This window comes from Pandoraea terrae (genome assembly GCF_902459695.1).
GTDB classification, from domain to species: Bacteria; Pseudomonadota; Gammaproteobacteria; order Burkholderiales; family Burkholderiaceae; genus Pandoraea; species Pandoraea terrae.
In genome coordinates, this window is sequence record NZ_CABPRZ010000017.1 from 69,811 (window position 1) to 95,920 (window position 26,110).

The following is a 26,110-nucleotide window of genomic DNA, read 5'->3' on the forward strand; positions in this document are numbered from 1 at the left end:
GACACACCGCATCACCAGCGAAGACCGCGGCTTCGCTTCACTATTCCAGCTCAGTTCCCGAGAGGATCAGACGCCGGTTTCTACGACCGCCCCTACCTCGACGGCGCGCTTCGCCGGCATCCTTCGACGGCCTTAACGGGCAGCGGCGGATCGATTACTTCACTTCCTGGCGAACCGTCACCGTCCTGCCGCTCGGGAACGGCAGTTGTTTCAATGCCGCGTCAATCAGAAACGGCATGGCGGTCGCCAGCGAATTGCCGCCATCGGCCGTCTGCACCGAGACGCGATAGACTTCCTTGCCCGATGCGCGCGACGTGAAGCGCAGCTGCAGCCCGGCCAGCGCGTAAGGATAGTCGCGTTCGACATACATCGGCGGGCCCCAGTAGCCGGGATACCCGCCCCAACCCCACGGCCGGCCCCACGGGCCCCGCATGAACATCGGGTCGTAAGCCGGCTCGGCCACGCGCAACGTCTGCTGCGTGATGCCGTAGTCCATGCCGATCAGGAAATTCGCGGAATTCGGGCTCTGTTCCGAAAATCCGTCGCTTGACAGCCGGTCACGCAGCCAACGTTCGTACGTCGCGTGCTCCTGATTATTCTGCTGATCGGCAGTGCGCGTGAGCGCATAGGTGCGCTGCCCGTCGAATCCCGGCGTCTCACCGAACGCCGTCACCTGGCTGGAGACCGTGCTGGCGCACCCGCCCAGCAACAATACCGCCCCGGCCACCCATGCCATTCCCCATCTTGCCCACATGATCGACTCCTGAAGAAGGCTGCACGCGGCCGCCCTCCGGCCGCTCATTACAGCTTATGACGTTGGACGCGCCCGCCGTAACAAAATTCGGCATTTTTACGGCGCCGGCCCAATGTGGCAACAGTCCGTTACAATTTGGACATTCCCTGGCCGATAGAAGAAACCGTCCATGCTCCGTACCGATATCGCAGGCGTCATCTCACGCGCCGACTACACCCCGCCGGCATTCCTGATCGAAACGGTCCGACTCGAGTTCGATCTCGATCCGGACTGCACCACCGTCACGAACCGCATGCGGCTCGTACGCAACCCCGCCGGCAACGGCGGCGATCTGACGCTGCACGGCCAGGAACTCCAGCTCGTGAGCCTGGCCGTCGACGGCCAGGCGTGGCCCGGCTATCGTGTCGGCGACGAAGGACTGACGATCGTCGCGCCGCCCGACAGTTTCGAGCTGACCCTGGTGTCGCGCTGCAATCCGCTGGGCAATACCTCGCTCATGGGCCTGTATGTCTCCGGCGGCAACTTCTTCACGCAGTGCGAAGCTGAGGGATTTCGGAAAATTACCTACTTCCTCGACCGGCCCGACGTGATGTCCACGTACACGGTCACGCTGCGCGCCGATCGCGAAGCGTACCCTGTCCTGCTCGCCAACGGCAACCTTGTCGAAGAAGGCGGGTTGCCGGACGGCCGTCACTATGCCATCTGGGAAGATCCATTCAAGAAGCCCGCTTATCTGTTCGCGCTCGTGGCCGGCCGCCTCGTATGCGTCGAGGATCGCATCGTCGCCGGTGACGGCCGTGAGAAGCTGCTGCAGGTCTGGGTCCAGCCACAGGACCTCGACAAGACGCGGCACGCCATGGATTCGCTGATCCACGCGATCCGTTGGGACGAAACGCGCTTTGGCCGCGTGCTCGATCTCGACCGCTTCATGATCGTCGCCGTGAGCGACTTCAATATGGGCGCGATGGAGAACAAGGGGCTCAACATCTTCAACACCAAATACGTGTTGGCCGATGCCGCGACCGCCACCGACGACGACTTCGGCAACATCGAAGCGGTTGTCGGCCACGAGTATTTCCACAACTGGACCGGCAATCGCGTGACTTGCCGCGACTGGTTCCAGTTGAGCCTCAAGGAAGGCCTGACCGTGTTCCGCGATCAGGAATTTTCGGCCGACATGATGGGCACCGAGTCCGGCCGCGCGGTCAAGCGCATCGACGACGTGCGCGTGCTGCGTCAGGCGCAGTTCCCGGAAGATGCCGGCCCGATGGCGCATCCGGTGCGCCCCGAGAGCTACCTCGAGATCAATAACTTCTACACGGTCACCGTGTACGAAAAAGGCGCCGAAGTCGTGCGCATGTACCAGACGCTGCTGGGCCGCGAGGGCTTTCGCCGCGGCATGGACCTGTACTTCGAGCGTCATGACGGCCAGGCCGTGACGTGCGACGACTTCCGCGCCGCCATGGCCGATGCCAACGGCACCGATCTCACGCAATTCGGCCGGTGGTACAGCCAGGCGGGCACGCCGCGCGTGAGCGTGAGCGCCGCCTATGACGAACCGTCGCACACCTATGCGCTTACGCTCACGCAAAGCTGCCCGAAGGTTGGCGTGGAGTTGCAGGACACCACGCTCGTCAAGCAGCCGTTTCATATCCCGTTCGCGCTTGGCCTGATCGACCGCGCCGGCAACGACATTCCCTTGCGCCTGATGGGCGAGCCGGCCGGCGCCCCAGCGCCGACGACGCGCGTGCTCGACCTCACGCGCGCGAGCCAGACCTTCATGTTTACCGATGTACCGCACATGCCGATGCCGTCGTTGCTGCGCGGTTTTTCGGCGCCGGTCATCGTCGAACACGACTACACCATCGACGAACTCGCCTTCCAGATGGCGCACGACAGCGATCCGTTCAACCGTTGGGAAGCCGGTCAGCGGCTGGCCACGCGCCAACTGCTCGCGCTGGTCGAATCGATCCAGCTGGGCCAGTTGCCCAGCGTCGACAGCTTCGTGCTGGAAGCCTTTCGCCTGGTCCTGCGCGACGACACGCTCGATCCGGCCTTCCGTGCGCAGGCGCTGACGCTGCCGGCCGAAACCTACCTCGGCGAACAGATGACTGAGACGGACCCCGCGGCGATTCATGCAGCGCGCCAATATCTGCGCCAGCGTCTGGCTGCCGCGCTCCATACGGAATGGCTCGCCGCATACCATAACCATCGCGTGCCGGGGACCTACCAACCCGATGCGGCGTCGGCCGGCCAGCGCGCGCTGAAGAACCTCGCGCTGTCCTATCTTATGGAACTGCCGGACGCGACCATGGTACAGACGGCGCGCACGCAATATGACAGCGCCGACAACATGACAGATCGATTCGCCGCGCTCGCCGCACTGGTGCATCGCGGCGGCGCCGCCATCGAGGCCGATGAGGCGCATGGCGCGCCACATGCCGCCCAGGCGCTGGCGGATTTCTATACGCGGTTCGAGCGTGAGCCGCTGGCGATCGACAAGTGGTTCGCACTGCAAGCCATGCAGCGTGGCGACGGCAGCCACTGCGTGATCGACGCCGTGCGGGCGCTGATGCAGCATCCGGCGTTCACCCTCAAGAATCCGAACCGCGCGCGCTCCCTGATCTTCAGCTTCTGCAGCGGCAATCCCTCGCAGTTCCATGCAGCGGACGGCTCGGGCTATGTGTTCTGGGTCGAACAGGTGCTGGCGCTCGATGCGCTCAACCCGCAAGTGGCGGCGCGTCTCGCGCGCTCGCTCGATCGCTGGCGCAAGTACACGCCGTCGCTGCGCGAACGCATGCGCGGCGCCCTGCAGCAGGTGTCCGCGCACAAGACCCTGTCGAAGGACGTTCGCGAGATCGTCGACAAGGCACTCGCCTAGGCGTCCTCAGGCGGCCCTTGACACCAGGCGTCGACGCACCACATGCGTGGCGGCGACCATGTTTTCGAGGGCCGCATCCACCTGCGCCCAATCGCGCGTTTTCAAGCCGCAATCCGGATTGACCCACAAGCGCCCGGACGGAATCCGCGTCAACGCCGCCTCGATCAGGCCGGTCATTTCGTCCTGCGACGGCACGCGCGGCGAGTGGATGTCGTACACGCCCGGTCCGATTTCGTTCGGGTATTCGAACGTCTCGAACGCATCAAGCAACGCCATGTTCGAGCGCGTCGTTTCAATGGAGACCACATCGGCATCGAGCGCCGCGATCGACGGGAGAATGTCGTGAAACTCCGCATAGCACATATGCGTGTGGATCTGCGTATCGTCGGCCACCCCTGACGACGCCACGCGAAACGCCTGCACAGCCCAGTCGAGATAGGTCTGCCAATCGCCCCGGCGCAGCGGCAATCCTTCGCGCAACGCGGGCTCGTCGATCTGGATCACGCGGATGCCCGCCTTTTCCAGCGCCGCAACTTCGTCGCGCAAGGCCAGTGCGATCTGCAATGCGGTGACTGCGCGCGGCTGATCGTCGCGCACGAACGCCCATTGCAGCATCGTCACCGGGCCTGTCAGCATGCCCTTCACCGGCTTTTTCGTCAGGCTTTGCGCGTAGGCGCTCCACGTCACCGTCATCGGTTCGGGCAGATACACGTCCCCGTAGATCACCGGCGGCTTGACGCAACGCGAGCCGTAGCTCTGCACCCAGCCGTTCTCCGTAATGGCATAGCCCCACAGCAATTCGCCGAAGTATTCGACCATGTCGTTGCGCTCCGCTTCGCCATGAACCAGCACGTCGAGGCCGTATGCCTCCTGCTTCTCGATGGCCAGGCGAATCTGTTCGCGCATGGCTTCCAGATAGTGCAGGTGCGAGAGTTCCCGGCGTTTGAATGCAGCGCGTGCCGCGCGAATCCCGGCCGTTTGCGGAAACGAACCGATCGTGGTCGTCGGCAGGGGCGGCAGTTTGAGCCACGCCTGTTGCGCTGCCGCGCGCTCGGGGTAGGCGCTGGCGCGGCGGGCATCGGCCTGGGTCAACGCGTCGCATTTGCGCTTGACGAGCGGATTGTGGATGCGCGCGGACGTGCGTCGCGCGCCCTGCGCCAGCGCATCCGCGTCGAACGCCGCCTGCACGCACGCCACGCCATCGACGAGCGCGCGCCGCAAGACGGCCACCTCGCCGAGCTTCTGAACTGCGAAAGCGAGCCATGCACGCAAATCCTCGTCGACACGCGTTTCACCGGCCAGATCGACCGGGCAGTGCATCAGCGAGCAGCTCGACGCCACCCACAGGCGTTCGCCCAACGTTTCGTACAACGGTTGCAACAGCGCGAGCGCACGTTGCAGATCGCAACGCCAGACATTGCGGCCATCGACGACGCCGGCCGACAACACCTTGTCCGACGGCCACGTTTTCGCGAGGATCGCCAGTTGTTCGGGTGCGCGCACGCCGTCGACATGCACCCCCGCCACCGGCAACGATGCCAGCCGCGCGGCGTGCGCCGAGACGTCGCCGAAATACGTGGCCAGGAGCAGTTGCGGGGCAACGGATGCCAGCCGCGCATATGCCGGCGCGAACGCCTCGGCCCACGAGGCCGGGAGATCCAGCGCAAAAATCGGCTCGTCGATCTGCACCCATGCCACGCCTTGCGCCTTCAGCCGTGCGAGCAGGCGTTCGTATTGCGTCAGCAGCGCAGGCAGGAGCGTCAGCCGGTCCGCCAGTCCCGCAGTCTCCTTGCCGAGGAACAGCAACGTCAGCGGCCCCACGAGCACTGGCTTCACGTTGAAACCGGCGGCACAGGCCTCGTCGACCTCGTCGAACAGCCATTCGACGCCCTCCCCGAACGCAGTCGACGGCGTGTATTCGGGCACGAGATAGTGGTAGTTCGTGTCGAACCACTTCGTCATTTCCATCGCCGGCTGGCCCGCCGTGCCGCGCGCCGCACCGAAGTAATCCGTCAGGGAAAGCGTCTTCGGGTCGGCCCCGAAGCGCGCCGGCAGACCGCCCACGTGCGCCAGGGTCGTCAGCACCTGGTCATACCAATGAAAGTCGCCGACCGTCACCCAGTCGAGGCCCGCTTCGCGCTGCCATTGCCAGTTCGCCTGACGCAGCGCGCGGCCCGTTGCCTGCAACGCCGTCGCGTCGGCCTCGCCCCGCCAGAAGGATTCGAGCGCGAATTTCAATTCACGTTGCGCGCCGATGCGCGGCAAACCAAGTACGTGGGCGTGTGCCATGTCATTTGTCCTTGTCATTGTGTGGAGGGTGTCGTCCGCGCACGGTGCGAAGCGAGCGGCTACACCGGAACAGGCTGGCAGTATCGCGGGCGCTCATGTATTATTCAAACGAAAGTTTTTGCGAATCATCATTAAATTAATTCATGCAAAGAACGCCGATCGAATTGCGCCATCTTCAGACCCTGCTTGCCTTGCGCGATACGGGGAGTGTGTCGCGCGCGGCGCTCTGGCTGCATCTGACACAGTCGGCGCTCTCCCACCAGATCAAGGCGCTGGAAGATTTCTACGGGTTGTCGCTGTTCGTGCGCAAATCGGCGCCGTTGACGTTTACGCCGGCCGGCAAGCGTCTGCTGGCGTTGGCCGAGTCGGTTGTGCCGGCCGTCGAGGAGGCGGGGCGGGATCTGGTGCGCCTGTCGCAAGGCACCCAAGGCGCGTTGCGCATTGCGGTGGAGTGTCATACCTGTTTCGACTGGCTGATGCCTGCCATGGACGCGTTCCGCACGCGCTGGCCGGAGGTCGAACTGGATATCGTCTCGGGCTTTCATGCGGACCCGATCGGGCTGCTGCATCAGGACCGGGCGGATCTGGCCATCGTCTCGGAACACGACGCCGCCGAGGCCGTCGATTTTCATCCCCTTTTTCGCTTCCAGATGGTGGCGCTGCTGGCGAACGATCATCCACTGGCAGGCAAGCCGTTTCTCGTCGCCGAGGATTTTCGTGACGAAACCCTCATTACCTATCCCGTGCCGGATGACATGCTCGATCTCATCCGCCAGGTATTACGCCCGGCAGGCATCGAGCCAACACGCCGCACCAGCGAGCTGACCGTGGCGATTCTTCAGTTGGTGGCAAGCCGCCGGGGCTTGGCGGCGTTGCCCTTGTGGGCAGTCACGGGCTATCTGGAGCGACGCTATGTCAGCGCCCGCCCGATCACCGCGCAAGGATTGACGGCCGAGTTGTGGGCAGCGACCGTGCCGGCGGTGAGCGGCAAACCCTATATCGGCGAGTTCGTGGCGCTGATGCGCGAGACAAGCTTGCTCACACTGCCCGAGATCGAGTTGCTGTAGGCTGCCGGTGTTGTCGCACGCCGTGTCACTGTCTTGCGGCTTGCGCGCGCGGGGCAGGTCGCAGGTTGCGCTCGGCGCGCATCGTCACGAGGCATGCCGAACGGGATCGGCTCGCAACACTCAGTACTCCGCTTCCGGCCAGCAATGACCGTGTTGCGCGAGCATCGCCCCCGCCGCGACCGGCCCCCACGTACCCGCACCGTAGTGCTTGGGCGGCTTGGTGCTCATGCGCCAATGCGCCTGAATCGGTTCGACCCAGCGCCACGCCTGTTCCTGTTCGTCGCGTCGCACGAATAGCGCCAGGCGGCCATGAATCGCGTCGAGCAGCAGCCGCTCATAGGCATCCATGCGTTTGCCGGAAAAGCACTGGTCGAAATCCAGATTCAAGGAAACACTCTCCAGTTGCATGCCGTCACCGGGCCGTTTGGCGAGGCAGTGCAGTCGAATGGACTCCTTGGGCTGCAAGCCGATCACCAGGCGGTTTGCGCCGGCGCGCAACGACGACGCCCCGAGCAGGGCATGAGGCACGGCACGAAAATTGACGACGATCTCGGTGCCACGCTCGGGGAGCCGTTTGCCGGTACGAAGAAAGAATGGCACGCCGGCCCAGCGCCAGTTGTCGATTTCCGCCTTGATCGCAACGAATGTCTCGGTCTGGCTGCCTGCAGGAATGCCGGCTTCCTGAACGTACGCCGGCACCGGGATGCCGCGCGAGACACCCGCCTGATATTGGCCGCGCACCACGCACCGGCTCAATGCTTCACCGTCGATCGGCTTCAGGGCGCGCAGCACGCGAAGCTTTTCGTCGCGCACGGCATCGGCCGACATCGTGTGTGGCGGCTCCATGGCCACGATTGCCAGCAGTTGCAGCAAATGGTTTTGCACCATATCGCGCAGCGCGCCGGTCTGGTCGTAAAACTCCCCGCGTCCTTCCATGCCCAGCTCCTCGGCAATGGTGATCTGGACGCTGTCGATCCATTCGCGCCGCCATAGCGGTTCAAACAGTGCGTTGCCGAAACGCAGCGCGAGCAGGTTTTGCACGGATTCCTTGCCGAGGTAATGATCGATGCGATAAGTCTGCTGTTCGTCGAAAATCTCGCCTACCGTGTCGTTTATCTCCATCGACGACTTCAAGTCGTGACCGAGCGGCTTTTCCAATACGATACGGGCGGCCTCGTTCAACCCCGCGGTGGCAAGCCCGCGGCAAATAGACACGAACAACTGCGGCCCGGTTGCGAGATAGAACACCCTCGGCCCGCACGCGGCATTCAAGTGGGCGCCGAGCACCGAAAATTGATCCGGACACGCCAAGTCGAGAGAGATATAGTCGATGCGTCCGAGAAACGTCTCCCAGACCTGCGCGTCCCAATCAGCATCGACGTGAGGGCGCACGTTATCGTCTACCCACGCCAGGTAAGCCTCTGTATCGATCGCGACGCGCGCCACCGCGACGATGCGGCCCGCCTCGGCGAGCGTTCCGCTGCAATGTGCCCGATAAAGCGCCGGCAGGATCTTGCGCAGCGACAAGTCGCCGGTCGCGCCAAACAATACAAATGTAAAGGGAGGGGAAACGTCGATCATGTTGAGCATTCCTGGTAAGTTCGGCAAAGCGCCGGCACGGCGAATCGGCTCACGTCACCACCACGTCTCGAGTTGCACGCCAAACGTGGAACCGCTTCGCGACGCGCCGAAAATTCCGGTGGTTGACAGCGGATTCCCCGCAGGGGCCGCAGCTTGCGCTGCCCCGTTCCAACGACCGTAGGTATAGAAAAACCGCAGTTCCGGGCGGCTCCAGAACGAGCGTGCCATGGTCAGCGAGGGCGCAATGGTGAGCTTTGACAGGGTGCGCGTGGCGCCATTGTCGGGCGTGACGCGGTCGTGCCCCAGTTCAACGATCATCTTGAAGTGATCGGTGAATGCGTACACCGGGCGCACCCCGAACGACCACCAGCTTTGCGATCCGGTCGGCGCGAGATCGCGCTGATAGACGGCGGATACCATGCCGCTGAAATCCCGGCTGGCCTGCCATTCGTAGGCATCGAGCACGCGCCAGCGCTTGGTCCCGGTGTCCGGGGTGAGCGGCCCGGTGCTGCCGAGCCCGATGCCCGGGCCGACGCCGAATTGCAGCGCAAGCTTGTTCTTCCCGCCCAGCACGTCTCGCTGGATATGCTGCACCGTTGCCGACCAGCCGCTGTGGCTGCCGGGCACCTGACCGGCCTTCTGAACATATGACACGCCGAACTGCAGCTCTCCGCCCGGATTGGTGTCAATGCCGCTGAGTTGAAAATCATGACGCGTGGCGTAGTCCGGCTGGGCGATATTGTCGGCACGAAAGAGCGCGTAGCTGAACTTCACCCCGTGTCCCACCGGAACATCTTCCACGCCGGCCCCCACCCCACTGGGATTCCAGTAGAAAAAGTCGTTGATATGAATGTCGTTGCGGCGGTAGTAGATGCGCCCTATCCACGCGCGCGCCCCGTCCCATCCGGGGATGTGCGTCAGTTGCAAATAGGACTGTTGCAGGCGAATGTTGCCGTCATTCGGTGTAAACGTCGGGAAACGATCCAGGGTGTTAAAGAGGCTTCCCATGACGACGCCGCTCACGGTCAGGCCGTTGGCGAACTGGAACAGACGGACGTCGCCCTCCAACTCCGAGTACACCTCACATTCGTTGCCGAGACGGTATTTGCTCTGCGCGCCGGGCAGTTCGAAGCATGTCTGCGTATGCCCCTCGCTGGTGCCAACGCCTGCGCGAACGTAACCGTGAAACTCGAATGGATTCGTACCATCGTACGTGTAGGCATAGGCCGAACAAACGGGCATGGCGGCACTGGCGCCCAGCCACAGCAGGTGCTTGACGGATGGCTTCAACTTCCTGTCTCCTTTCCATGATGCCTATTTACGATTTCTATTAAAATAGGACTACTAATTTTTAATCCAGATGAATGCGTGTTGCCCGCCGTGTGGCGGCGGGAAGCGCCTCAGGGTTTATTTATGAATTCGCCGCGTCGGTGAGTCGCTCGACAGCCGAGGGAACGCCTGCGCCCTGTTGTCGCAAGAAGTCTGAGACTTCCGCCTCCGACGGGGCGTAGGGCCCGCGATGGCAGCACGCGATGGCCGCGCAGGCTGCAGCGAATACGAGGCAGCCTGCGGGATCGGACGCCTGCCCGGACAACATGCGCGCGAGCCACCCGCCCATCGCGGCATCGCCACATCCGACCGTGTCGCGCACCGGGACCGCATACGCCGGCTGAAAATACTCGCCGTGCGGCGTCAGCAGTTGCATGCCGTCCACGCCGCGCGTCAAGAGCACCGACGCCTCCGGGGCCCAGGCGCGCAACTGCGCGAGCGCCGCGTTTTCGCCGAGCCCCGGGAACAACCCGCGCAGATCCTCATCGGACACCTTGATATAGGTTGCCAGCGCCGCCATCCGTCGCAATGTCGGCTGATACGCCGCGTCACTCATCAAGCTGCGGTAATTGGGATCGAACGCAATCCGTTTGCCAGCCGCATGCACGGCTTCGGCAACGTGCAGCAGGTGCTCCGCCAGCGGCTGGCGCGCCAGACTGATCGAGCCGAAATGTACGATGTCGACGGCGTCCAGCCAACCTGACGGCAAGCGCCCGGCATCGAACGCGAGATCGGCGCTGTTCTCGCCGATGAAGAAATATTGCGGCGGATGTTGCGAGGCGATCATCGCCAACAACGGTGGGCGGTCAACTTGTTGGAGGAAACGCAGATCCAATCCCGCCGCCGTGCTGCGGGCCATGATCTCGGCGCCGAAAACGTCGTGGCTGACCGCGCCCGCAAACCCTGTCGGCACGCCCAAGCGGGCGCCAACGCGGGCCACATTCCAGCAGGAGCCGCCGGCCAGTGCGCGCCAGCTTTGCCCATCTTCGCGGATGAAGTCGGTCAGGGCTTCGCCGCAGATGACCAGTCGAGGCAAGGAGGTCATGATGCAATCGATTCCGTTGACTGGACACTTGCGCCACCTGATGCACGCCGCAGATAGCGCCGTATCAAGCCGTGTGTCGAACTGTCGTGATCGGCCACCTGTTCCGGGGAGGCGAACGCCGCTTCGATATGCAACGCAAGCCGTTTGCCCAATTCGACGCCCCATTGGTCGAACGAGTTGATGCGCCAGATCACGCCTTGCGTGAACACCTTGTGCTCGTAGAGTGCGATCAAGGCACCGAGCGACCGGGGGTCGAGCTTGTCGAGGCAAATCGTATTGGTCGGGCGATTGCCGCCAAACGTGCGGTGCGGCAGCAGCGCGTGTGCATCGATCAGACACGCGTCGCCTGTCAGGCTCGCGGCCACTTCGTCGGCCGTCATACCGCGCATCAGCGCTTCGGTCTGCGCAAAACAGTTGGCCAGCAAGGCGTCGTGATGCACGGCGAGCGGATGATGTGTCTGCAGACAGACAATGAAGTCCGCCGGGATCAGCGCCGTTCCCTGATGCAGCAACTGAAAGAAGGCGTGCTGGCCGTTGGTACCCGGTGCGCCCCAGACCACTGGACCGGTCGCATAGTCCACGCGCGCGCCGTCCCGGTCGACGCATTTTCCGTTGCTCTCCATGTCGAGTTGTTGCAGATAGGCGGGAAAGCGATGCAAATACTGTTCATAGGGCGCGACCAGATGTGTGCCTGCGCCGAAGAAGTTGATATACCAATGGCCGATCAGGGCGAGGATGACCGGCATGTTCCGCTCGAGCGGCGCCTCGGCAAAATGCCGGTCCATCGCATGTGCGCCGGCGACGAGCGCCTCGAAGTTGTCCATGCCGACACACAAGGCGATCGGCAGCCCGATCGCCGACCAGAGCGAATAGCGGCCGCCGACCCAATCCCAGAATTCGAACTGGTTGGCTGGATCGATGCCGAATGCCTGCACGGCCGGCGTATTGGTCGACACGGCAACGAAGTGGCGCGCAATCGCGGCTTCCGGCGCGCCGCTTTGCAGGAACCACGCGCGGGCGGTGTTGGCGTTGATCAGCGTTTCGCGGGTGGTGAACGTCTTTGACGACACCACGAACAGCGTGGTCTCAGGACGCACGCGCTTGAGAACTTCCGCAATATGCGTGCTGTCGACGTTGGAGACGAAATGGAAATTCAGGTCCGGATGGGCGTAGGATTCGAGGGCATCGCACACCATGTGCGGCCCCAGGTCGGAGCCGCCGATCCCGATATTGACCACGTCCCGAATGCGCTGGCCGCCGTGACCGCGCCATACGCCATCGCGCACCTGGTCCGTAAAGCGCCGCATCTTGCGCAAGACCGCGCGAACCGCCGGCATGACGTCCTCGCCGTCGACAGTGGTGGCCACATCGCGCCGGTCGCGCAGCGCGACATGCAGCACGGCTCGATCTTCAGTGCAATTGACGTGCTGGCCGGAGAACATCGCGTCGCGCCACGTCTCGATATCGGCCTGGCGCGCCAGCGCCATCAACAACGCCAGCGTTTCCGTGGTCAGGATGTTCTTCGAGTAATCGAGAAAGATCCCGGCCGCCTCGACGGAGAAGTGATCGAAGCGCGCCGCGTCTTGCGCAAACAGATCGCGCATTGAGACATCGCCCAAGGCGGCGCGGTGCTGCGCCAGCGCATGCCAGGCGGGGGACCGTGTGAGTATCGACATGATGAGTTGCTGATGGTGAAGGGGGCAGTTTGGAATGAAAGCCGGTCGCGCTAGCGCGGCGCGGACCAGCCCTTGTAGGCCGGCAGGTTTTCGCGCGTCACCAGCATGCTGGGGATCAATACCATTGGATTGGATGGCGGCTTGCCATTCATCAGGTCGTAGCCGATATTGACCGCCATCTGCGCCATTGCCCACGGATCCTGGCTGGCCGATGCCTGGATCAGCGTGTCGCTCTTGAGCGCTGCTTCGACGTCTGGCGCGCCGTCCACCGAGGCGATCACGATCCCCCTGCGATTGAATTGTCTGGCGGCCAAATCGCTGCCGATCGCTTGCGGATCGTTGATGGTAAACACCGCATCGATTTTCGGGAAGCGCGTCAGGTAACCCTGCATGGCGTTCAGGCCGCCTTCGCGCGAGCCCTTGCCGTCCTGATCGTCGGACAGGACCTTGATGCCGGGATTTTTCGCCAATACCGCCTTGCAACCGTTCACCCGATCCAGCACGGCGGAGACGGGAGGGCCGTTCTCGATAATCACATTTCCCTTCCCGTTCAATTTCCTGGCGACGTACTCGCACGACAACGCACCGGCCTGGATATTGTTGGTCTGCACCGTGGCATCGGCGCCTGCCGCCGCCACGTCGACGGCGACCACCACGATGCCGGCGGCCCGCGCCCGTTTCACCGCCGGTTCAATAGCTTTCGGGTCGGCGGCATTGAGCACGATTAAATCGACATGAGATGAAATGAAATTATCGATCTGGTTGAACTGCTTGTTCAGATCGTAATCCGCTGACATGGCGATGACTTTGACACCGGGATTCAGTTGGTGCGCGCGTGCTTCGACCCCTTTCGCGATGGCGACGAAATAGGGATTGCCCAGCGATCCGACGCTCACGCCGACCGACTTGAGAGGCTTGGTGGATGCCGGGGCGGCGTGCGCCACCGGCGCCGCGCACGCCACGGCGCAGATCAGCGCGGCGCAGGCAAGGGTGAGTCGTTGATGCAGCATGGTTGTCTCCAGACCGGACGTAGTGATTGGCGATACAAAGCGTTACCGGTTCCGCTTCATGTGCGCAGTCTTGACGAACTCGGCTCAGGTGCGCGCCGAGCCGCGTTGGCGGTAACGATCGAGTGCCACGGCGCCGATGATGACCAGACCCTTGACGATGTACTGCCAGATGTCGGACACGCCCAGCAGGACCAGACCGTTCGACAACACCGCGATGATCAGCGCGCCGATCAGGGTACCGACGATGGAACCCACCCCGCCGACGAAGCTGGTACCGCCGAGAATTACCGCGGCGATGGCGTCGAGCTCATAGGATTGACCCAGTTGCAGGCCATTGGCGGCATACAGGCGCGCGGCCGACATCAGCGCGCCGAGTCCGGCCAGCAACCCGGATACGCCGTACACGAAAACCTGCACCGCCCACACCTTGATGCCGGACAGGCGCGCGGCTTCCGGGTTGCCGCCCACGGCATAGACCTGCACGCCAATCACCGTGCGACGCAGAATGAACCAGGACACCGCCGTGACCGCGAGCGCAATCCACACCAGCCACGGCATGCCCAGCACAGAGCCGTTGCCGATGAAGGCAAACGGCAATTCCGGGTTGAACACCGTGGCGTCGTGACCTAACAGACGGGCGATGCCACGCACCGCGGTCAGGGCCCCCAGCGTAACGATGAACGGCGGCAAGCGCAGAAAGGCAATCAGCACACCGTTGACGGTGCCGAACAACAGCCCCACGCCCAGCGCCGCCGGGATTCCCAGCAAGCCCCAGCCGGGAACGTTGGAGACCAGCATGGCGCATACCGCCGCTGCCGCCAGCACCGCCCCCACTGACAAATCGATGCCGCCGGTGAGAATCACGAACGTCATGCCTGCGGCGAGGACGATATTGATCGACGCCTGCTGCGCCACGATCGACAGGTTTTGCCAACTGCCGAAGCCATCTGCCATGGCAGCGAAACCCGCGCAGAGCAACAATAGCACCGGCAGCATGCCGAGCGAGCGCGTGAGTTCCTGCATGCGCTCCTTACGTTCACGCGCAGATTCGCTGCGCGCCTGGTGAGTGCCCTGGCCGGCAGGCATGGCGTTGGCCTCAGGCTGTCCTGCGGTATGTCTCATGTCATCCTCCTGGTAGTTTTTGACGGACGGCGTAGCGCCCTGACCGAATCAAGCGGCCTTATCGGGTATCTCGCGGCCGGCACCGGTCGCCAATGCGATGATGGCTTCCTGGGTCATGGCTTGGCCGGTGTCGCCCCCCAGCTCGCCGGCCAGCTCCCCTTCCCTCATCACCAGCACGCGATCCGCCACGCCAACGATTTCCGGGAGTTCACTGGAAATCACGATCACGCCCACGCCGGACTCGGCGAGTTCATTGATGATCCGATAGATCTCGGATTTCGCGCCGATGTCCACCCCACGGGTCGGCTCATCCAGGATCAGAATGCGCGGCTTGGTCTCGAGCAAACGTGACAGCAACACCTTCTGTTGATTTCCGCCGGACAGCGTGCCGACTGCGATGCGCGCATGCGGCACGCGGATCGCCAGCGAACGGATCGCCTCATTGGCACGCCCGGCGCCGCGCGTCAGATTGAGCACGCCGCCGGCCCGGGCATCACGGCCGCACACGGCGACGTTGATGTTGTCGCGCACGCTCATGTCGAGGAACAGGCCGTGCCCCTTGCGGTCCTCGGTGAGATACACGATTCCGGCATTGATGGCATCGCGCGGCGTGCGCAATACGACCGGCTTGCCGTCGATCAGGACCTCGCCTCGAACACGCCGCGCCGCGCCGAAAATGAGGCGGGCCAATTCGGTGCGTCCGGCACCGACCAGCCCCGCAAGACCGAGGACTTCGCCGGCGTGCAGCACGAAGCTGCAACCGCGTACCCGGCCGGCGTCGGCCAGCCCGCGCACCGCAAGTATTTCCCTGCCCGGCGCGTAGGCTGTGTGCTGCTTGGTGTAGAAACCCGAGATGTCACGCCCTACCATCATCTTGACGAGGTTCTGCGCCGACAAATCTGCGCGCTCGAGCGTGCCGACATAGGTGCCGTCGCGCAATACGCTGACGCGATCGGAAAGCTCATAGATTTCCGACATGCGATGACTGATATAGATGATCGCCAACCCTTCGCTGCGCAACTGGCGGATCAGTTCAAACAGTCGGTCGGTTTCGCGCGACGATAGCGGCGTAGTGGGTTCGTCCATCACGAGAATACGGGCTTGACCATGCACTGCGCGGGCAATTTCCACCAGTTGCCGCTCGGCGATCGACAGATCGTCTACCCGTGTGTGGGGGCTGAAACGGGCGCCAAGCCGCTGCAATACACTGGCACAACCGATCTCCATCGCCTTGCGGTCGATCATGCCCCAACGCCCGCCGCCACGGCGCAACTCCCGGCCCAGGTAGATATTCTCGGCGACGGTGAGATTGGGGGCGAGGCTCATCTCCTGATAGATGACCGCAATGCCCAACGATCGCGCCGTCAGCGGATCGTCGATGTCGACCCGCTCGGCACCGATCAGGATCTCACCGCCCGCGTCGGCACGCTGGGCACCGGACAGGATTCTCATCAAGGTGGATTTGCCGGCGCCGTTCTCGCCCATCAGCGCGTGCACTTCGCCGGCGCGCACGCTCAGGCATACATCGCGCAGCGCGCGCACGCCGCCGAAGGTCTTGGAAATGCCGCGCATTTCCAGCAGCGCGGGCGCGATGTCATGCGGCTTCATGGCTACCCTCCTCTGGTTGGACGTCCGCGCCTTTGAGCACCCCGGCGCGTGGCGAGAAATTGAAAAACATCGGCAGGCTGGCCGCGCCGATGGCGCCGGCGTCCGAGCCAAACGTGCCGCGCACCAGCGCCGGCACGTCGCGCGCCTCGGGGACGGACGCGCTCATCTCGCGGTGCAGGCGTTTCATCAAGGTGTCGATCAGCCCACCGTCGACGTCGGCATCGAACACGACCACCGGGACGTCGATCATGCACAACGCAGCACGCAGCGCCGGCGCCAGGGCATCGATGCAGTCATCGAGCCATTCGTCCACCGCGGGAACACCACGCGCGATCAGCTTTTCCAGATCGGCACGGTTCTCGACCGTCTCCCCGCAATACTGGAGATGGCGAACCAGGGGGTTCAGCGATGCGCGCGACAACAGGATGTCCCACTTTCCAGCCGGTTGCGGGGCCGACGGCAGGCGACTCGGGGGAACCGGCATGACGGCAACGTCGCCCGCGTTGCCGCTGCTGCCGCGCAGGCAATCGCCATCCACCGCAATGCCGCAGCCGATGACGGGTCCGAGGAACAGGTAGAGAAAATCGTTGCACTGACGCCCACGCCCATAGAACAACTCGGCGATTGCGGCGGCGTTGCCGTCGTTTTCGCTGAAGACCGGCAGCCCGGTCATTTGCGCCAGTTCGGCGGAAAAGTCGATTTCGTCCCACGCACGAAAAGTCTCGGCCGGCAAACCCAGCTCACGCAGCCAACTGCCCAGGTTGTACGGCTGGGCGACACCGATCCCTGCGAGCCGTTCGCGCTCGTCATGCGCCAGCCCGAGAAGCATCGCCTGAATGTCGCGATGCACAATCTCCAGCGCTTGCGTCGGATGCGGCAAGCGCATGTCATGCGCATTGCGGGCGAGCACCTTGCCTTCGAAATTGACCAGCACCGTCTCCATGCTGGTGCGGTCAAGCCGTACCCCGATGCCGAACGCCCCCATGGGATTCAAGCGAATCAGCGATGCCGGCTGTCCCCGCTGCCCCGCCACGCGGCGCCCCGTGAATTCAATCAGCTTGGCATCGGAGAGCGCACTGATCATGCTGCCGACGGCGGTATTCGTGAGGTTGGCCAGACGCGCCAGATCCGCCTTGGAAGCATCGCCGGCACGGCGTAACGCTTGCAACAACAGGCGCTCGTTATAACGTCGGACGTTGGCCGAATTGCTGCCCCGGCCGCTGGGAAGGGCTTTCATATGTCTCCTGTGGCGATTGGCGTCGCTCACTCGTTATTAATTAATTCACGTTGATTTATTAAATGCGACATCCGTGCGGCTGTCAAGAATTCTGCTGGCAGGGTTTTCACTATGCGCCACCCGAAATCGGGGGATCGGTTGGGCAAAAGTGGCAGCGCCACATTCGCGCGGCATGTCATGCGGCGCGACAGGCGGAGAAAGTCAGGAGGGAATTCAGGAGGGAAGGCCGCGACGTGACCGAGCCGGCTGTGCGCAGGGACAGCGCGAACACGCCTGTCACACCGAATTTGTGCAACACGCTGGCGATCAGGAAGGCCGTGAAGATCGCCGAGAAACGGCTCCACGAATAGACAAAGCCGACGGCACGCGCGCGGATGCCGGTCGGGAACAGCTCGGTCTGATACGCGTGGTAGCTGTACGAAATCATGTTGCCGGCCAGGGTCAGGCAGATACCCATCGCGATCAACGCATACGACGATGTCACTTGCGAGAAGGCCAGGCCACATACGATATTCACGCCGGCCATGACGACGATCATCGTCTTGCGTTCGAACTTGTCAGCCAGCCACAGCCCGAGCAGCGGCCCGACCGGCGCAGCGAGCGCGATCACGCTGGAGTATGCAAGGCTCGTCGTCACCGTGATGCCTTGCTTGACCAGTAGCGTCGGCACCCAGTTGGCGAACCCGTAGAAGCCGACTGTCTGGCAGATGTTGAACAGGATCATCATGATCGCGCGCTTGCGGTACGGCGCCATCCATATGTCGGAAAACGAACTTTTCGGCGCCACCGGTTCGGCCGGCGCCGGGGCCGGCAGCGGCTTGCCGTACTCGGCCTGCACCTTTGCTTCGAGTGCCGACATCACACGCTCGGCTTCATCCAGGCGCCCCTTCTGCGCAAGTCAGCGCGGGCTCTCCGGCAACTGACGGCGAATCCACCACACGAAGATCGCGCCATGTGCGCCGATCAACACCACCCAGCGCCAGCCGTCCAGACCGAGCGGGTCGCCGGCAGACGGTCCAGACGGGCGGAAATATCGCCGGCGGCAAGCACGCCGTATGCCGGGGCGGTGCCCTGTGCAGTGGGGGAAAGGATGGACTGCGTCGAAGCTTGGGGGGATGGCATAAAAAGTCTCCGTTGCCTGTCCGTTCATTGCCGGACTTCATTGTGTTCGGCCTGACAGGCACCCGCCCGTCAGGCCGCGTATTGCCGGCGCAGGTCGTCGAAGCTGACGATGTGTCCCGCCAACGCGCTGGCCGCCACCGTGTAGGGGCTTGCGAGCCAGACGTTGCCCGGTCCCGAGCGCCCCGGAAAATTTCGGTTGATGGCGCTGATCGTGACTTCATCGGCGCGCGTGGACTGACCGGGGCCGCAATTCGCGCAAGCGCCGCAGCCGGGCATGATGAGCGTGACGCCAGCCGCCTCGAACGTCGGCAGATAGCCCTGCGCCTCACAATAGGCGCGCACGTCCATCGTGCCGAATTGCAGGAACAGGCGTTTCCCGGCGGGCACCTTGAGGCCATGATCGAGCCCCCACCGCAGGACTTCGTGGTAATCGTCGAAGTCTTCACGCTTGCCTGCCGTGCATGACCCGCCGTAGGCGATATCAATCGGCACCGGCCCGCCCTCCTGCGCCAACGCGGCGACGGACACGCCGTTGCCCGGGTCGCCCGGCCGGGCGAGCATGGGCGTGAGCGAATCGGCATCGATGCGAATGACGTCGCGGTACACGGCGTGGGCATCGCTCTTCATCCAGCTTTCGAGGGCGAAATCGACACCGCGGCGTGATTTCAGGAACGCGACGGTGGTTTCGTCCGGCGCGACGATACCCGTAAAGCCGCCGAGTTCGGCAACCATGTTGGTCAACGTGGCGCGCTCGTCGATCGACATCGCGGCGATCGCGCTGCCGGTGTATTCGAATACGAGTCCGATCGCGCCACCGTTGCGGATCGCATCGAGATGGAGCAAATGCAGCACGACATCCTTGGCGGTCACACCGGGACGCAAACGCCCATCGACCTGGACCTTCAGCGTTTCAGGTACCTTGCAGCGCACGTAGCCGGTCACCCAGCTATTGGCGATGTCCGTGGCGCCGGCGCCGAACGCGAGACAGCCGAGCGCCCCCGCGTGCGGTGTGTGCGAGTCCGTACCGACCGCGACCTGCCCGGGCAAGGCGTACTGCTCGGCCATGAGGGCATGGCAGATGCCGTCCGAGCCGGGCGAGTCCGGCAACTGCCCGTGCGCGCGGACCGGGTACTGCCTGGAGAAGCGGCGATGGCCTTCCATGAGGTTATCGACGCCGGCGAGCAGCCCCTGCTTGACGTGCGGAAAACTTTGCGGCGCAAGGATCAGGTGATCCTGGAACGCGATGATGTGATCGGGCTTGTAAAGCGGTGCGGGTTCGCCGAAGGCACGATGCATCAAGTGCGCGCACATGCCGGTGAAGTAGTCGTGTGAAAATCGCCAGTCGGCGCCGATGAAGACGCCGTCGCCGCGCTCGGCCGACGGTGTGGCCGGATGCAGGCGGCGCGCGATGATTTTTTCGACCAGCGTGCGCGCGCGGCCGTCGGCGGGGATTTCGCGCGGTTGCGGGGCGGGCCACTGCGCGAACTTGCTGTAGGCGAGCAAGCCGCCGCTGCGGATGACTTGCTGGGTAAGCGCGTCGCGGCCTTTGAGGAATTCCGTGATCGGAATGGCTTCCCCCGCGAGAATCCGGTCAAGCACGCCGAAGTCGGTCGTCGTGAGAATGCCAATGTTGTCGCAGTTCTGCTGATAGATACGTTCGAAACTTTCGGCGACGATCAGCCGGATCCCCGCCGACAGCTCTGCGAGCGGGCTCGATTCGCGCGACGACCCTTTGCCGTACCGCTTGCCGGCGACGGTGATCTGGAAACCGCCATTGCGGATGTCATTCTCGCCGATCGGCAACGCGTCGCCGGCCTTGAAGCCGACGTACGGATATTGGCCGAGCCGCTCGTCGTACGTCAGCATGACCGTGACGGGCGTGATTTCGTCGGTCGAGACGTTGTCGCGAAGCGCGCCGGCCTCCGCTCGGGTGAGCGGCTGGCCGGCGAGCTGCTTGCGGACGATGGCCGGGTCTTGCGAAAGGTAAAGGACGCGGCCGTCGAAACGAATATTGTCTTCCATGAGTCAGGAACCTCCAGAAACACAGAATAGCGGCCCAGGCGGCGCGCAGCGTTGCCGTCTCGGCATGGGCGCGTTGTCCGTTCACGATGACGGCGCCAAACGACGCGAACGCTCGCCTTGCGAACTCATGCCTTGGGAACTCCTGTTTTGGGAATATTCCGAATTCAGGCCGTTACAAATGCCGTAGCGGCAGGCGCCACAAGGCATGCCGCCCGACACCGTGTTTTCAGGCGACCGAACCGGCTAGATTGGAAACGCGTCACTCGTACGGGTATCCCGGATGCGTGACGCACGCGCAAGACCCGGCCGTTCATTCACCCAGGGGGCGAGCGGCCGGGGATTCGCGCGTCAGACGTTCCATTCCCAATAGAGGAGTCGATGCCATGGCATTTAATAACGTAGGGCCACTCACGTTCCTGAACCCGGGCCAAACGGCGTACTGGTGGTATGTGAGAAATGGGGGTGAAGACTACGGCACGCAATTCGCGAGCGCCGATGTCAAGATACCGAACCTGGGCGGCGTGCATCGTGCCGACAATCAGCGTAAGGAAAAGGACAACAACGGCCACACCACGTACTTCGTGGAGATCACCAATCTCGGGCCGGGAGGCGCTTTTCACAACCTGCAAGGTGGAGGCATGGTATGAAAATGACCGTTATCGTCAACGACCGCGGTGAACTCGTGGCCGCCCAGCAAGGCAGCGATTCCCTGCGCGGGCAAGATGCCGGACTCGTGGCCGGCCCCGGGCAGCACCTGCACGTCATCGACATCCCCGATGAGGTGAAGCAGCATCTTGCCGATCCGAAATCGTTTGCGGAACGTATTCAACCGCTGATCCCCCGCGTTTGAGTCCAGGTGTCACGCAGGCGCCGGGCGCTGCAGCCAATGTGGCCGCCCGCGCGCCCGTCCGCTTGTCCTTCTGACGGGCAAGCGGACGCAGCGCGGCGGCGGTTACGGTTGTCCTTGCGAGAGGAAATTGACGAGCGCGGCCGCCGACGCGCTCAACTGATCCCGCGCCGGAAACACAAGCCAGAGCTGGCGGGCCGCCCACGGATCGGCAAGCGGGCGCACGGCAATCTCGAGCGCACCCACGTAGAGCTGGCCGACCTGTTCGGGGGCAATGGCGATGCCCAGCCCGGCGTGGACCATGCGGCACAGCGCGTCGAGGCTCGACACGCGCATCTTGACCCGTGCCTCGCCGCCGAGCGCCACGGCTTGTTGATGCACCATCTGCGTCAACGCGCTGTTGCCCTTCAGGCCGACGAACGTCTCCCGGAGCAGCGCCTCGAACGGCACCTCCCGACGTCCGGCGAGCGAATGCCCGGCAGGCAGCACGACGGCCAGGCGATCGGCGCGATACGGCGCCATCTCGAAGGCCTCGATGCCCGCCACGGCGTTGCAGATGCCGAGATCGACGGCGCGCTCGCCCACGCGCTGCAGGACTTCGTTGCTGTGCTGTTCGTCGAGTTCCACGTCTACGGCCGGAAACACCCGGCCGAACGCCGCCAGGTCTTCCGGCAGGAACTGCACGATCGCCGACAGATTCGCCGCGATACGCACGCTCCCCCGCGCGCCTTCGTGAAACTGGGAGAGTTCCGCGCCCAATGATTCGATCGTGCCGAGAATGGTTTGCGCGTATCGCCGTACCGTCTCGCCAACCGGCGTCACCGTGATACCGCGCTGATGGCGCTGGATCAGCGGCAGGCCAATGGTCGCCTCCACATCGGCGATGCGCCTGCTGATGGCCGACGGCGCAATGAACTCCCGTTCGGCGGCCCGTGCCATGCTCTTTTCCTGGCATACCGCGACGAACAGCCGCAAAGACGTGAGATCGAGTTTTCTGAGCAGATTTTCCATGCCGGTCGCAGTCGTTGGGAGACACGTCTTTTGCTGGACAAACGACGGATCGTTGCCTATTATACGCATCGCGTACACAGCCGAGCTGAAATCCACCATGAGTGCACAGCAAACCTTCCTGCGCGACGCCATGCGCCGCCTGAACATGACCCGCGACAGCTTTGCCGAGCGTATCGGCGTTCGCCGGCGCGCTCTCGACACGTGGTTGCTGCCCGAGGACTCGAGCGAGTATCGCACGATGCCCAGCATCGTCGAGAAATTCGTCGGCGAAATCCTCGGTCGTGAAGCCCCGTCAGGCGAATCTACGCAAAGCGCACACAAATCGCTGGCCGAACGCATTGGCGTTTCCGGCAAGCCGCATCTGCTCTCCGTCGATCAGTTCTCTCGCGACTCGCTCGAAGACCTGTTCCACGTCGCCGACATCATGCAGCCCATCGCACGCCGCCAGAAAATCTCGCGCGTGCTCGAGGGCGCAGTCCTTGGCAACCTCTTCTTCGAGGCCAGCACGCGCACGCGCGTGTCATTCGGCGCCGCCTTCTGCCGCCTCGGCGGCTCGGTGTGCGACACCACCGGCTTCACCTTCTCGTCGATGGCCAAGGGCGAGTCGATCTACGACACCAGCCGCGTCATGAGCGGTTACGTCGATGCCCTCGTTGTGCGCCACCCCGAGCAAGGCTCGGTCGCGGAATTCGCGCGCGCCACCAACATCCCGGTCATCAACGGCGGCGATGGGCCGGGCGAGCATCCCAGCCAGGCCATTCTCGACCTGTACACGATCGGCCGCGAATTCTCGCGCTTGGGCAAACTCGTCGACGGCGCCCATGTGGCAATGGTCGGCGACCTGCGCTACGGGCGCACGGTGCATTCGCTGATCAAGCTGCTCGCCCTTTATCGCGGCCTGAAATTCACGCTGATCGCGCCGCCGTCGCTGGAAATGCCTGCGTATATCCTCGATCAGGTGTCGCAGCACGGCCACGTGATTGAACAAAGCCACTCGCTCGCCGATCTCAAGGGCGCCGACGTCGTCTACGCCACGCGCATCCAGAAAGAGCGCTTCGCCGACGAAGCCATCGAAGGCTATACGCCCGATTTCCAGATCAACGAAGCGCTCATCGACAAGTATTGCGACAGCCGCACGATCATCATGCACCCGCTGCCGCGCGACAGCCGCCCCGGCGCCAACGATTTGTCGACGGACCTCAACAATGATCCGCGGCTGGCGATTTTCCGTCAGACGGACAACGGCATTCCGGTGCGCATGGCCATCTTCGCGATCCTGATGGGTGTCGACAAGCAAGTGCAGCACAGCATGCGCGACGCCGCCTGGCGCGCGCCGTCGCATATCGGACCGGACGACGCGTCGTTCGACGGACTCGACTGATTTTCCTGCGCCGACGATCCGAGCGCGATTGCGGATTTCGCCCCGCCCCGTGAAAATCCGTCGGGGCGGTCGGCCAAGCGGGTAAAATTGCGGCCAATGACGCTTTTTTTGCTTCGGAGGCCCTATGCGGCGCAAAACCCTCACCCAGTATCTCATCGAGCAGCAGCGGGAATTCAATAACATTCCCGCCGAGCTGCGTCTGCTCATCGAGGTCGTTGCACGCGCGTGCAAATCGATCAGCCACGCCGTATCCAAGGGTGCGCTCGGCGGCGTGCTCGGCTCTGCCGGCAGCGAGAACGTGCAAGGCGAAGTCCAGAAGAAGCTGGACGTGATCTCCAACGAAATCCTGCTCGAAGCCAACGAATGGGGCGGCCACCTGGCCGCCATGGCGTCAGAAGAAATGGAAGACGTCTTCCATATTCCGAATCGCTATCCGAAGGGCGAGTACCTGATGATGTTCGATCCGCTCGACGGCTCGTCGAACATCGACGTCAACGTATCGATCGGCACCATCTTCTCGGTACTGCGTTGTCCTGACAACGTGACCGAAGCGACCGAGCAGGACTTCCTCCAGCCGGGCACGCAGCAAGTCGCCGCCGGCTACGCGGTGTACGGCCCGCAAACGGTGCTCGTGCTGACCACCGGCCACGGCGTGCATTGCTTCACGCTCGACCGTGAGATGGGCTCCTGGGTGCTCACCCAGGAAAACATGCGCATTCCCGAAGACACGAAGGAGTTCGCGATCAACGCATCGAACTCGCGCCATTGGTATCCGCCGGTGCAACGCTACGTGGGCGAGATGCTCGACGGCAAGGACGGTGTGCGCGGCAAGGACTTCAACATGCGCTGGATCGCCTCGATGGTCGCCGACGTGCATCGCATTCTCAATCGCGGTGGCGTGTTCATGTACCCGGCCGACAAGCGCGAGCCGGACAAGCCGGGCAAGCTGCGCCTGATGTACGAGGCCAATCCGATGGCGATGATCGTCGAACAGGCAGGCGGCGCAGCGACCAATGGAAAGCAACGCATTCTCGACGTGCAGCCGACCAAGCTGCACGAACGCGTTGCGGTGTTCCTGGGCTCGAAGAACGAAGTCGAGCGCGTCACGCGCTATCACGCTGACGCATAAGCGCTGTTTTGCGTTGCGATGCGGGCTCGGCACACCGCATCGCGCGGCGATGCCACTTCCTTCAAGATTTTTTGCAAAAAGGTAGTGACAACCCGTAAATAGCTTTGCTATTATCTCGTTTCTTCGCAGCGCCGGAGTAGCTCAGTCGGTAGAGCAGCTCATTCGTAATGAGAAGGTCGGGGGTTCGATTCCTCTCTCCGGCACCAGTCGACTGCATCGCAAGATGCGATCCTTGGTGAAAACTGCAAGCAGCACCTGAGTGCAAAAACATTGAAGCCGCCCGGTTTACCGCGCGGCTTCTTGTTTTTCGGGCCTCACGATTGTCTGCGCGTGCTTCACAAGATCCTCGATCACGGCTTTCGTGCCTCACGCCTTATGCGCTCGAGGTATTTGCCCGAGGCGGCGTCGATCCGCACGGTGTCCCCCTCCTTGATGAACTGGGGAACGAGGACTTCCATGCCGTTATCAAGCGTGGCGCTCTTGAAGGTCGAGGTTTCATGCTCGCGCAAGCCGGGTGGTGTGGAGACCACGGTCAACTCGACAGCCGGGGGAAAGGCGATGGTGACGGGATCGCCCTCGTAAAGCGCCACCGGAATCCGCATATTGGGCTGGAGAAACTTTTCGTATGCGCCGATGATTTCCGTGGGCAGGCCGATCTGGTCAAAGGTGTCAGGATTCATGAAGTAGAACGTGACGCCGTCGGTGTACAGATATTCCATCTCCTTGTGTTCGAGCGCCAAGTCTTCGAGCTTGTCGCCCGGGTGAAACCGCAACTCCCTGGTGTGATTGGTCTTGAGGTTCCTGACCTTGGCGAACACTGCCCCACCCTGCTGCCCGCCGCCAGCGTGGTGCTCGGCGCTGGCAACGCTGTGAAGTTCGCCGTCGAGCATGATGACCATGCCCGCCTTGAGTTGGGAAGCGTCGACCATTTGCAGGCCTCCGTGCGAAAAATTGCTCCGCAATCGGGCGCGGCAATCACACGGAAGCAAACGGCCGCGC

20 protein-coding genes, 1 tRNA gene and 1 pseudogene are annotated in these 26,110 nt (G+C 63.3%); 7 read left to right on the plus strand and 15 right to left on the minus strand.

Going from position 1 to position 26,110, the window contains the following annotated elements; all coding sequences use genetic code 11:
- Positions 1 to 154 precede the first annotated feature (154 nt).
- Positions 155 to 754, minus strand: a complete 600-nt coding sequence (locus PTE30175_RS18680) for a DUF4136 domain-containing protein (RefSeq protein WP_191629139.1) — start codon at positions 752 to 754, stop codon at positions 155 to 157.
- A gap of 169 nt (positions 755 to 923) precedes the next feature.
- Here PTE30175_RS18680 and pepN point away from each other — a divergent pair, with 169 nt between their 5' ends.
- Positions 924 to 3,635 carry an aminopeptidase N gene (gene pepN / locus PTE30175_RS18685; RefSeq protein ID WP_150698577.1) on the plus strand — a complete coding sequence of 904 codons (2,712 nt, stop codon included), beginning with the start codon at positions 924 to 926 and terminating at the stop codon, positions 3,633 to 3,635.
- Positions 3,636 to 3,641: 6 nt separating this feature from the next.
- Here pepN and metE read toward each other — a convergent pair whose 3' ends face one another.
- A complete protein-coding gene (gene metE / locus PTE30175_RS18690) occupies positions 3,642 to 5,924 on the minus strand; it encodes a 5-methyltetrahydropteroyltriglutamate--homocysteine S-methyltransferase (RefSeq protein ID WP_150698578.1) in 2,283 nt (760 codons plus the stop codon).
- Between the two features lie 143 nt (positions 5,925 to 6,067).
- Between metE and PTE30175_RS18695 the strand changes: the two genes are divergently transcribed.
- Entirely contained in the window at positions 6,068 to 6,991 is a 924-nt protein-coding gene (locus tag PTE30175_RS18695) for a LysR family transcriptional regulator (RefSeq protein ID WP_150698579.1), read from the plus strand.
- A 120-nt stretch (positions 6,992 to 7,111) separates the two neighbouring features.
- Here the strand turns inward: PTE30175_RS18695 and zwf are convergent, their stop codons facing one another.
- The 11 genes and pseudogenes from zwf to PTE30175_RS18745 all read right to left on the minus strand — a co-directional run bounded on the left by zwf (position 7,112) and on the right by PTE30175_RS18745 (position 20,743).
- Positions 7,112 to 8,572: a glucose-6-phosphate dehydrogenase gene (gene zwf, locus PTE30175_RS18700; RefSeq protein ID WP_150698580.1), complete on the minus strand. Its 1,461-nt coding sequence runs from the start codon at positions 8,570 to 8,572 to the stop codon at positions 7,112 to 7,114.
- Positions 8,573 to 8,626: 54 nt separating this feature from the next.
- Entirely contained in the window at positions 8,627 to 9,862 is a 1,236-nt protein-coding gene (locus PTE30175_RS18705) for a maltoporin (protein ID WP_224788854.1), read from the minus strand.
- Between the two features lie 121 nt (positions 9,863 to 9,983).
- Positions 9,984 to 10,946, minus strand: a complete 963-nt coding sequence (locus PTE30175_RS18710; protein WP_420819656.1) for a carbohydrate kinase family protein — start codon at positions 10,944 to 10,946, stop codon at positions 9,984 to 9,986.
- Positions 10,943 to 12,622: a glucose-6-phosphate isomerase gene (pgi, locus tag PTE30175_RS18715; protein WP_150698581.1), complete on the minus strand. Its 1,680-nt coding sequence runs from the start codon at positions 12,620 to 12,622 to the stop codon at positions 10,943 to 10,945. Before pgi ends, PTE30175_RS18710 begins: the two co-directional genes overlap by 4 nt.
- A gap of 50 nt (positions 12,623 to 12,672) precedes the next feature.
- Positions 12,673 to 13,632, minus strand: coding sequence for an ABC transporter substrate-binding protein (locus tag PTE30175_RS18720; RefSeq protein ID WP_150698582.1), 960 nt, complete (start codon positions 13,630 to 13,632; stop codon positions 12,673 to 12,675).
- An 84-nt stretch (positions 13,633 to 13,716) separates the two neighbouring features.
- On the minus strand, positions 13,717 to 14,718 hold the full coding sequence (locus tag PTE30175_RS18725) for an ABC transporter permease subunit (RefSeq protein ID WP_224788860.1): 1,002 nt from the start codon (positions 14,716 to 14,718) through the stop codon (positions 13,717 to 13,719).
- 84 nt (positions 14,719 to 14,802) lie between these two features.
- Complete coding sequence (locus PTE30175_RS18730) at positions 14,803 to 16,362, minus strand: sugar ABC transporter ATP-binding protein (protein ID WP_224788855.1); 1,560 nt, start codon at positions 16,360 to 16,362, stop codon at positions 14,803 to 14,805.
- On the minus strand, positions 16,349 to 17,599 hold the full coding sequence (locus PTE30175_RS18735) for an ROK family protein (protein ID WP_150698584.1): 1,251 nt from the start codon (positions 17,597 to 17,599) through the stop codon (positions 16,349 to 16,351). Before PTE30175_RS18735 ends, PTE30175_RS18730 begins: the two co-directional genes overlap by 14 nt.
- A 265-nt stretch (positions 17,600 to 17,864) precedes the next feature.
- Positions 17,865 to 18,599 (minus strand): annotated as a pseudogene (locus PTE30175_RS18740) (MFS transporter); the annotation flags it as partial.
- A complete protein-coding gene (locus PTE30175_RS28300) occupies positions 18,563 to 18,721 on the minus strand; it encodes a hypothetical protein (protein WP_191629142.1) in 159 nt (52 codons plus the stop codon). The pseudogene PTE30175_RS18740 and the gene PTE30175_RS28300, both read right to left, overlap by 37 nt.
- 69 nt (positions 18,722 to 18,790) lie before the next feature.
- Positions 18,791 to 20,743: an aconitase family protein gene (locus PTE30175_RS18745; RefSeq protein ID WP_150698585.1), complete on the minus strand. Its 1,953-nt coding sequence runs from the start codon at positions 20,741 to 20,743 to the stop codon at positions 18,791 to 18,793.
- Between the two features lie 383 nt (positions 20,744 to 21,126).
- On the opposite strand from PTE30175_RS18745, the gene PTE30175_RS18750 reads away from it, so the two are divergent.
- Positions 21,127 to 21,390: a hypothetical protein gene (locus PTE30175_RS18750; protein ID WP_150698586.1), complete on the plus strand. Its 264-nt coding sequence runs from the start codon at positions 21,127 to 21,129 to the stop codon at positions 21,388 to 21,390.
- Entirely contained in the window at positions 21,387 to 21,593 is a 207-nt protein-coding gene (locus PTE30175_RS18755) for a hypothetical protein (protein ID WP_150698587.1), read from the plus strand. Before PTE30175_RS18750 ends, PTE30175_RS18755 begins: the two co-directional genes overlap by 4 nt.
- Positions 21,594 to 21,695: 102 nt before the next feature.
- Here the strand turns inward: PTE30175_RS18755 and PTE30175_RS18760 are convergent, their stop codons facing one another.
- The gene (locus tag PTE30175_RS18760) at positions 21,696 to 22,601 is read right to left on the minus strand and encodes a LysR family transcriptional regulator (protein ID WP_150698588.1); all 906 of its coding nucleotides are present in this window, start codon (positions 22,599 to 22,601) and stop codon (positions 21,696 to 21,698) included.
- 97 nt (positions 22,602 to 22,698) lie between these two features.
- Here PTE30175_RS18760 and PTE30175_RS18765 point away from each other — a divergent pair, with 97 nt between their 5' ends.
- The 3 genes from PTE30175_RS18765 (at position 22,699) to PTE30175_RS18775 (ending at position 25,317) form a co-directional block, all read left to right on the plus strand.
- Positions 22,699 to 23,982: an aspartate carbamoyltransferase gene (locus tag PTE30175_RS18765; RefSeq protein ID WP_150698589.1), complete on the plus strand. Its 1,284-nt coding sequence runs from the start codon at positions 22,699 to 22,701 to the stop codon at positions 23,980 to 23,982.
- A gap of 124 nt (positions 23,983 to 24,106) precedes the next feature.
- Positions 24,107 to 25,111, plus strand: a complete 1,005-nt coding sequence (locus tag PTE30175_RS18770; protein WP_150698590.1) for a class 1 fructose-bisphosphatase — start codon at positions 24,107 to 24,109, stop codon at positions 25,109 to 25,111.
- 130 nt (positions 25,112 to 25,241) lie between these two features.
- A tRNA-Thr gene (locus PTE30175_RS18775) sits at positions 25,242 to 25,317 on the plus strand.
- Between the two features lie 144 nt (positions 25,318 to 25,461).
- Here the strand turns inward: PTE30175_RS18775 and PTE30175_RS18780 are convergent.
- Positions 25,462 to 26,040 carry an elongation factor P gene (locus tag PTE30175_RS18780; protein ID WP_150698591.1) on the minus strand — a complete coding sequence of 193 codons (579 nt, stop codon included), beginning with the start codon at positions 26,038 to 26,040 and terminating at the stop codon, positions 25,462 to 25,464.
- Positions 26,041 to 26,110 lie beyond the last annotated feature (70 nt).

Coding starts and splice junctions, on each gene's coding strand:
- zwf (WP_150698580.1), bottom strand. CDS start 8,572: ATGATCGACGTTTCCCCTCCCTTTACATTTGTATTGTTTGGCGCGACC.
- PTE30175_RS18745 (WP_150698585.1), bottom strand. CDS start 20,743: ATGGAAGACAATATTCGTTTCGACGGCCGCGTCCTTTACCTTTCGCAA.
- PTE30175_RS18765 (WP_150698589.1), top strand. CDS start 22,699: ATGAGTGCACAGCAAACCTTCCTGCGCGACGCCATGCGCCGCCTGAAC.
- PTE30175_RS18770 (WP_150698590.1), top strand. CDS start 24,107: ATGCGGCGCAAAACCCTCACCCAGTATCTCATCGAGCAGCAGCGGGAA.
- PTE30175_RS18735 (WP_150698584.1), bottom strand. CDS start 17,599: ATGAAAGCCCTTCCCAGCGGCCGGGGCAGCAATTCGGCCAACGTCCGA.
- PTE30175_RS18710 (WP_420819656.1), bottom strand. CDS start 10,946: ATGACCTCCTTGCCTCGACTGGTCATCTGCGGCGAAGCCCTGACCGAC.
- pepN (WP_150698577.1), top strand. CDS start 924: ATGCTCCGTACCGATATCGCAGGCGTCATCTCACGCGCCGACTACACC.
- PTE30175_RS18720 (WP_150698582.1), bottom strand. CDS start 13,632: ATGCTGCATCAACGACTCACCCTTGCCTGCGCCGCGCTGATCTGCGCC.
- PTE30175_RS18680 (WP_191629139.1), bottom strand. CDS start 754: ATGTGGGCAAGATGGGGAATGGCATGGGTGGCCGGGGCGGTATTGTTG.
- PTE30175_RS18780 (WP_150698591.1), bottom strand. CDS start 26,040: ATGGTCGACGCTTCCCAACTCAAGGCGGGCATGGTCATCATGCTCGAC.
- PTE30175_RS18760 (WP_150698588.1), bottom strand. CDS start 22,601: ATGGAAAATCTGCTCAGAAAACTCGATCTCACGTCTTTGCGGCTGTTC.
- PTE30175_RS18730 (WP_224788855.1), bottom strand. CDS start 16,362: ATGAAGCCGCATGACATCGCGCCCGCGCTGCTGGAAATGCGCGGCATT.
- PTE30175_RS18750 (WP_150698586.1), top strand. CDS start 21,127: ATGGCATTTAATAACGTAGGGCCACTCACGTTCCTGAACCCGGGCCAA.
- PTE30175_RS18695 (WP_150698579.1), top strand. CDS start 6,068: ATGCAAAGAACGCCGATCGAATTGCGCCATCTTCAGACCCTGCTTGCC.
- PTE30175_RS18725 (WP_224788860.1), bottom strand. CDS start 14,718: ATGCCTGCCGGCCAGGGCACTCACCAGGCGCGCAGCGAATCTGCGCGT.
- metE (WP_150698578.1), bottom strand. CDS start 5,924: ATGGCACACGCCCACGTACTTGGTTTGCCGCGCATCGGCGCGCAACGT.
- PTE30175_RS28300 (WP_191629142.1), bottom strand. CDS start 18,721: ATGCCATCCCCCCAAGCTTCGACGCAGTCCATCCTTTCCCCCACTGCA.
- PTE30175_RS18755 (WP_150698587.1), top strand. CDS start 21,387: ATGAAAATGACCGTTATCGTCAACGACCGCGGTGAACTCGTGGCCGCC.
- pgi (WP_150698581.1), bottom strand. CDS start 12,622: ATGTCGATACTCACACGGTCCCCCGCCTGGCATGCGCTGGCGCAGCAC.